The following is a 7,011-nucleotide window of genomic DNA, read 5'->3' as shown; positions in this document are numbered from 1 at the left end:
TTGATAGGCCAGGTATGGACGCGGGGAATGCCCGTGGAGTTGACTGGTACTAATAGTCCGAAGGCTTACACTTTTCTGAGTATGTTTGTTTTGTTTGTTTGCGTCCACTGTATGGTTTTGAGATAACAACCCTGTTGGGTTTGTTATTGCTACCCCCTTGTGTGTGGGGTGGTGCATCGTAGGTTTACGGTGGTTATAGCGAGAGGGAAACACCCGGTTCCATCCCGAACCCGGAAGTTAAGGCTCTTTGCGCCGATGGTACTGCACTGGTGACGGTGTGGGAGAGTAGGTCACCGCCGGTTTTTATATTGGGATACAGGAAGGCCCTGGACAGATTGTCCAGGGCCTTTTTGTTTTAAGCATCAAAAATCCAATACCCACTTTATATACCCTATCGGGTGCAAGAGCTAAGCGCCCTGCACCAGCCCTCACCTAAACTAATCGTTTCCTGGGAAAGTAGTTTGAGGTTCGGTAGAAGGGCAGATATCCCCGTCAAATCGCGGTAGGCTTGAACCTATCAAGAACGCACGTACGAAAGTGAGGCACACCTGTGTCTAAGGGAAACCCCTCCACTGACGCCCGCGAGCGTGCCCGCCAGCTGGCGGCACAGCAGGCCAAGAAAACCTCGAAATCATCCACCCGTTGGATTCAGTTCACCGTCCTTGGCGTCATCGCCCTCATCGTAGCTATCGTTGCTGTCGTCATCATCAACGGCAACCGCAACCAGATTGCTGACGCTGGCCCGGTGCCGTCCTCAGCTAACCAGTACGGCGGCATCGTCCTGACCGCTAACGGTATCGAGCGGAACACCAGCACCGAAGCCAGCCGTGACAGCAACGACCTGGGCACCTCAGAAGCAACCTACACCGCAGCCGACGGCTCCGAAGCTAAAATGCCCCTGGGCGTTGCTCTGCCCGAAGAGGCAGACAATAATGGTGAGCCTGTCCGTCTGACCATCTTCCAGGACTACAACTGCATACACTGCGCAGCCTTCGAAACTGAAAATGCAGACACCATCGCAGCTCTCGTTGCTAGTGGCGACATCACCCTGGAGATCCGTAACCTGACCTTCCTGGATGCCTCCAGCCCCACCTTCTACTCAGCCCGCACCAACAACGTGGCCTACTCCGTAGCTAACCAGGTATCCACCGAGGACTTCCTGAACTTCCAGAAGGAAATCTTCACCCACCAGGGCACCGGCGGTCTCTCTAACGAAGAGCTCGTCGCTATCGCTGAGAAGTACGGTGCAGACGTAAAGGAGGACGTCGCTAACAACACCTGGCGTCCGTTCGTCCAGACCGTCACCCTCGAGTCAGCCTCCAACGGTATTAGCGGCACTCCCACCGTCTTCGCTGACGGCGAGGTCTTTAACTCAACTGACTTCAACGCCTGGATCACCGAAAAGATTGAAGCTAAGAAGAACGCCTAAGTTCACCCAGTAAACAGGCTGTAGAAGGCCTGGCCGCTGTGTACTAAACTGGTACACAACGTGTAGGGGCAGCTACACGCCTTTACCTGTGCTCACAGCAGGGTAAAGGTGGGTAGCTGCCCCTTTTTCTGTGCCCTACGCTGGGCACTCCAGCCTGCCCCTTGCCAGTAACTGACTACCTAGCACCGTAAAGATTTCATGACCCTGCACTTCTTCATCGACTGCGACCCCGGCATTGACGACGCCCTTGCCCTGACCTACGCTTTTGCCCACCCGCAGGTTGCTGTAGAGGGGATCGTGGCAACCGGCGGGAACGTGAGTACCGAGCAGGTAGGACGCAACGTCCGCGGTCTGCTGGAACTGCTTGGCGGGCAGGGTACCCCCTGGGCTCTAGGGGCTGAGAACCCGCTGGCCCAGCCGCTCACCACCACCGAAGAGACCCACGGCCCGCTGGGCACGGGTTACGGCCTGTTACCCGGCCAGAATGAGCCGACCGGGCGGACCCACGGTGAAGGCGCCGACCTATGGGTACAGACCGCCCGCCGCTTCCCCGGAAAGCTGCACGGGCTCGTCCTGGGGCCTTCAACTAATCTGGCGCTGGCCCTACGGCAGGATCCAGAGCTGCCCCGTTACCTAGCCAGCTTGACTATCATGGGTGGGGCCCTGAACCACCGGGGGAACACCATGCCTACCACCGAGTGGAACGTGCACTCTGACCCTGAATCCCTGCACGAGGTCTTAGCTGCCTATAGCCGCCCTGACCTCAACCTGCCCTATACGCCGCTGCTCTGCCCGCTGGATACCACTGAGAACGCCGTCATGACTCCTCAGCTACGCGAGCGTCTGCTGGCCGGTGGGGGAGAGCTCTTTACCGCCCTGGATGGGGCCCTGCAGTTTTACATGGAATTCCACGAGTGGGACAAGCTGGGGTTTATCGCCCACGTGCACGACCCCTTCGTCACCGCCCTGGCTGTGAACCGTGCCCTGGCCGCCGACGGCCGGGCTCACACCCAGCTGGGGGAGACCACCCCGGTGACGCTCGACGTTGAGCTTGCCGGGACCCTTACCCGCGGCCAGGTGGTTGCTGACTGGCTAGGACGCTGGGGGAGAGACCCCAACGCCCAGGCCCTGACCAGCGCCCGGGCCCCTGAATTTTTTGAGCACCTGGTCCAGACCGTCCGGGCTGTCTACGCCCCAAAGGGGACTGGCTAGAACCGCCTCAAAAAATAAAAAGAACAATTATTCTACAGAAAGGGGTGGGCATGGCCCCCTCATTACACACCACCGCAGAGCCCTCAACGTCTGGGCAGAGGACCTCGGTAGCTACCGGGCTCCTCGGTAAAAACCCAGAACACAATACACCGCTCACCACCTCCCAGAAGGTGCTCAACCTGCTCGCCGCCCTGGTGATCGCAGGAACCTACACCTGGGCCGTCCTCACCGCAGGCGGTGCCACCAACTACGCGGGCTACCTGGAAGGCACCAGCGATGCCCAAGCCGCTATCTCCCTGCCGCTCATGCTGGGCTATACCGCGGGCGTCCTACTGCTTCTGGCAGCTAATCTGAGCCGCCTTCCCCTTGCCACCATTGCCCTGATTCCTTTTGCGGCAGCTTTCAACATCATCGTGGGCCAGCTCATTGGCTTCTCGGGTATTCCCCTCTACCTTGACTCCGTTGCTACCGTGCTCATTGGTGTGCTGGCCGGCCCCGCCGCCGGAGCCATGACCGGTATTATCACCAACCTTGCCTGGGGCCTCACCATTAACCCCACCACCATTCCCTTTGCCGCCGGGGCCGCCCTCATCGGCTTCCTGGCCGGTTACGCTGGCCGCCTGGGCCTCTTCCGCAAACTCTGGGGAGCCCTGCTCGCGGGCTTTATCACCGGCGTCCTGGCCGGGTTCGTCGGCGCCCCCATCGCTGCCTTCGTCTTTGGTGGCGGCCAGGGTGTGGGTACCGGTTCCGTGGTTGCGGCCCTGCAGGCTGCTGGCCAGTCTCTGCTGGGTGCTACAACCCTGCAGTCCCTGCTCTCTGACCCGCTCGATAAGACCATTGCCTTCGCCCTGGTCTGGCTCATCATCAAGGGTCTGCCCGCCCGCGCCCGTCGTCAGTTCGGCCGCTAACCGGTGAGCGCCCCCGTCCTGAACCCCCGCACCTGGGTCACCCTGGGCTGCGCCGGGCTTCTGCTGGCCTTCGCCCCGCTGCCTACCACCTGGCAGGCGGGGCTGCTGCTTGTGCTCCTTGCCCTGCACATCGCGGGGCGGACGCTGGTGCCCTGGCTGCGTCTAGTCCTGGCAGGGCTGGCGCCGGTGGCTGCCATGGCTTTTATCATCCAGCTGGTATCGCGCGGGGGAGAAACTGTATGGGCAACCTGGGCGCCCGTGCCCTGGATGGTGTTTGACGTGACCGCCGAGGGCGCCCGAGCTGGCATGGCCCTAGCCCTACAGATTCTGGCCTTCGGGTCGGCCTGCGCCCTGCTGATTCTACCCACCGGGGCTGCTGGCCTGCGCTATGCCCTGACCGTCTGGGGACTGCCGCCTAGACTTGTCTACCTGCTGGTCGCTTCGCTCAACGCCCCGGCCCAGCTGGCCCACTACTCCCGGCTTGTGCAGCGGGCCGCCCGAGCCCGAGGTATGGCCGACGGGTCGCGAGGTGCCCGCGCCTGGTTGGGGGTGCGGACGGCGTCCGCCCTCTTCAACCTGCTGTTGCTCGACCACGAGGTGCGCGGGGCAACCCTGGCTGCGCGCGGGATTGACCGGGCCGGGCCCAGAATTTTCTGGCAGGACTACGCCGACAGCCGCACCCAGCGCTACCTTCGCTGGGTGCTCCTGCCGCTGGCCTGCCTGCTCGTGCTTGCTGCCTATACGGGGGTGCTGCTGTGATCTATATGCGGACGCTGGTCTTTGGGGCCCGGGGGACGGGAAAGTCTGCCCGGCTACAGGCCTGGGCCCAGGAACGGAACGGGCTCTTTATGCCCTCTAACCCCCATGCCCTGATGACGGGGTTGGTGCCCACCGTGGCTGAAGAAATTGCCCTGGGGGTAGAACAGATTGTGGGTAGCCGGGATCAGCTCCACCGGGCTGTACGGGCTGTTGCAGCTGGCCTTGGAATTACCGACCTACTGGCAGCCCACCCCCTACAACTTTCGGGTGGACAAACCCAGCTGGTAGCCCTGGCCGCCTACCTGGTGCTGGGGTGGGTGGACGGAAACCTCGACGGGACAGCTGTGCCAGCCCTAGCCCTCGACGAACCCCTGCTCGGCCTCGATGACGCTATGCGGGCCCGGGTGCTGAACGCTTTTGCCCGCTACCCGGCAGATCTGGCCTGGGCCTCAGCCAGGCCCCAGACCGATGAAAAGAGCCTTGCCGCTAGTGTCGAAAACCTAGGGGAAGGTGTCTCACCGTCTGCAGGGGCGCCGTCTCTGCCGCCTTTGCCCGCCCGAGCCGCGGCAGACGTCCTGGCCCGTGACCTCGCTATATCTCCAGTTGCCCCGGCCCGCCGCCGGTGGAAGAAACCGGTAGCTACCCCCGCTGCTACCGGTATTAACCTGGACCTTACCCCCGGCGACTGCCTGATCCTCACCGGCCCCAACGGCACCGGAAAATCCACCCTGCTGCGCACCATCGCGGGGCTCCTACCCCCAGCCGCCGGGCAGCTCACCATCGGCGGTCTGCAACCCCACCAGCAGGACGCCCCCACCCGCGCTGCCCTTGCCCAGCTGGTGGCGCAAACCCCCGCCCACCACTTCTTGGCCTCCACTGTAGATGCCGACATGCAACTAGGAAGCGGCAACCGGGTAGAACCGGCTCTCCGCACAGCCCTGCGCGATGCCGTCCTACCCGAGGGCTCCGGGCAGACCCACCCCCTCGACCTGCTCCCCACCGAACAGCACCTCCTTGCGCTGGCAGAAGCGCTCGCCGCCGGGGCGTCCTGCCTACTCCTCGACGAACCTACCGCAGGGCTAGACACCCCCGGCCTCGAGCAGGTCGCAGCACTCATCGCAGCCCACTGCACCGCAGGCGGCAGCGCTATCGTCGCCACCCACGACCAACAACTCACCCAAGCCCTCACAGCTCGCCTGCCCCTGCGCCATTACCGATTAGATGCCCGCAGATAACATGCACCAGCCCGCAATATCGGGTACACTTGAAAAGTCTTGCCTCCTTAGCTCAGCTGGCCAGAGCACCTGTCTTGTAAACAGGGGGTCACCGGTTCGAATCCGGTAGGGGGCTCTCTTTGCGCCCAAAAAACAGGGCAATACCCACTATCTAGATACGGGGCATCCGGGCTCGCGCTCGCTGCCGACCCTCTCGCCTGGTTCGCTTCGCTCACGAGGCGATTCACGCCAGCCCCGAGCCAGCAGCTTCGCTGCGAGCCCGATACCCCCACCTCACCGTTCGCACCTAGCTACCCAGCGTTTGCACAAATACGCAAGCAAAAGATAGTGTTATTCCTGGCTTAGGCTCACCTAAGCAGTTCTATAGATAGTCCTATAGAACGGAACACCCTTCCCAGGAGAACACAAGACCATGGTCGCCATCACTCGTAGCGCCTTCCTCAAGGCCACCGCAGCTACCGCCCTCACCGGCCTGCTCGCCGCCTGCACCACCGGCTCCAACGACACCTCAAGCAGCAGCACCAGCTCAGCAGCCTCAGGTGAGAGCTACACCGTCAAGCACGCCTTCGGCGAGACCACCTTCAGCGCGGTACCCCAGAAAATTGCTGTCGTGAACTTCTGGAAGAACCCCGACGTCCTCCTGGCCCTCGGTGTTGTACCCGCCGGTACCCCCGTCGTCACCTATGGCGCCAACGCCAAAGGCTCCACCGACTGGTTCGACGCCAAGCTGGCCGAACTCGGCGGCACCGCCCCCGTGACCTACGACGAAACCGATGGCCCCGACTACGAAGCCCTCGCTACCCTGGCTCCCGACGCTATCTTCTCTGTCTACGGCGACATGACCCAGGAAGTTTACGATAAGCTCACCGCCATCGCCCCCGTCGTTGCTATGCCCGAGGGTGTGGGCGCCTACGCCGCCTCCTGGGAGGACGTGGTCAATCAGGCCGCCGCTATGCTTCAGAAGGACGACGAGGGCGCCGCCCTCATCGAGGCCACCAACAAGACCATCGATGACGCTGCAGCCAAGTACTCCAACCTGGCAGGTAAGACCTTCGTTGCCGGCATGTTCGACCTCGAAGCCCAGACCCTCTCAGCCTACGTAGCGAGCGACTCCCGCTCCCAGTTCCTCACCTCACTGGGTATGAACATCGCCCCCTACATCGAGCAGAACGCCACCGAAGCCGACGCCTTCTTCATGACCATCTCAGGTGAGGTGCTGCCCGAAGTGCAGTCAGACCTGGTCTGGGCTTGGGGCACCAGCGACTCCGACGAAGAAGCCATCAAGAGCAACACCCTCTTCTCCCAGATGCCCGCCGTAGCCAACGGCGGCCTGGTTGTTGAAACCGATGCCGCTATCTCTCTGGCCCTTTCGGCAGCGTCCCCGCTCTCCCTGGACTGGGCTATCAACCAGACCGAAACCCTGGCCAAGCTCTCGGCCGCTATCGATGCAAGCCAGGCGTCCTAACCG

General features: G+C 62.4%; 6 protein-coding genes, 1 tRNA gene and 1 rRNA gene. All 8 read left to right on the top strand.

Annotation, left to right across the window (positions count from 1 at the left end):
- Window positions 1–185 precede the first annotated feature (185 nt).
- The 8 genes from rrf to ACED88_RS03610 all read left to right on the top strand — a co-directional run bounded on the left by rrf (window position 186) and on the right by ACED88_RS03610 (window position 7,008).
- Window positions 186–302 (top strand): 5S ribosomal RNA (gene rrf, locus ACED88_RS03645).
- Between the two features lie 248 nt (window positions 303–550).
- Window positions 551–1,429 (top strand): DsbA family protein, encoded by an 879-nt coding sequence (locus ACED88_RS03640; protein WP_449108743.1) that lies wholly within the window; start codon window positions 551–553, stop codon window positions 1,427–1,429.
- 198 nt (window positions 1,430–1,627) lie between these two features.
- On the top strand, window positions 1,628–2,641 hold the full coding sequence (locus ACED88_RS03635) for a nucleoside hydrolase (RefSeq protein ID WP_449108742.1): 1,014 nt from the start codon (window positions 1,628–1,630) through the stop codon (window positions 2,639–2,641).
- Window positions 2,642–2,691: 50 nt separating this feature from the next.
- On the top strand, window positions 2,692–3,549 hold the full coding sequence (locus ACED88_RS03630) for a hypothetical protein (RefSeq protein WP_449108741.1): 858 nt from the start codon (window positions 2,692–2,694) through the stop codon (window positions 3,547–3,549).
- Between the two features lie 3 nt (window positions 3,550–3,552).
- Window positions 3,553–4,308 (top strand): energy-coupling factor transporter transmembrane component T family protein, encoded by a 756-nt coding sequence (locus ACED88_RS03625; protein WP_449108740.1) that lies wholly within the window; start codon window positions 3,553–3,555, stop codon window positions 4,306–4,308.
- Between the two features lie 89 nt (window positions 4,309–4,397).
- Window positions 4,398–5,543 carry an ATP-binding cassette domain-containing protein gene (locus tag ACED88_RS03620; RefSeq protein WP_449108739.1) on the top strand — a complete coding sequence of 382 codons (1,146 nt, stop codon included), beginning with the start codon at window positions 4,398–4,400 and terminating at the stop codon, window positions 5,541–5,543.
- A gap of 41 nt (window positions 5,544–5,584) precedes the next feature.
- Window positions 5,585–5,658 (top strand) — tRNA-Thr (locus ACED88_RS03615).
- Between the two features lie 297 nt (window positions 5,659–5,955).
- The gene (locus tag ACED88_RS03610; protein ID WP_449108738.1) at window positions 5,956–7,008 is read left to right on the top strand and encodes an ABC transporter substrate-binding protein; all 1,053 of its coding nucleotides are present in this window, start codon (window positions 5,956–5,958) and stop codon (window positions 7,006–7,008) included.
- Window positions 7,009–7,011: the final 3 nt, after the last annotated feature.

It is taken from the genome of Rothia sp. 11273D007AR (genome assembly GCF_053547255.1).
The sequence above is the reverse complement of the archived record's forward strand: the minus strand, read 5'-3'. Positions and strand labels throughout refer to the sequence as shown.

Bases quoted from the DNA above. Each gene is read 5' to 3' on its own strand.
- ACED88_RS03635 (WP_449108742.1), top strand. From the start codon at position 1,628: ATGACCCTGCACTTCTTCATCGACTGCGACCCCGGCATTGACGACGCC.
- ACED88_RS03630 (WP_449108741.1), top strand. From the start codon at position 2,692: ATGGCCCCCTCATTACACACCACCGCAGAGCCCTCAACGTCTGGGCAG.
- ACED88_RS03620 (WP_449108739.1), top strand. From the start codon at position 4,398: ATGCCCTCTAACCCCCATGCCCTGATGACGGGGTTGGTGCCCACCGTG.
- ACED88_RS03610 (WP_449108738.1), top strand. From the start codon at position 5,956: ATGGTCGCCATCACTCGTAGCGCCTTCCTCAAGGCCACCGCAGCTACC.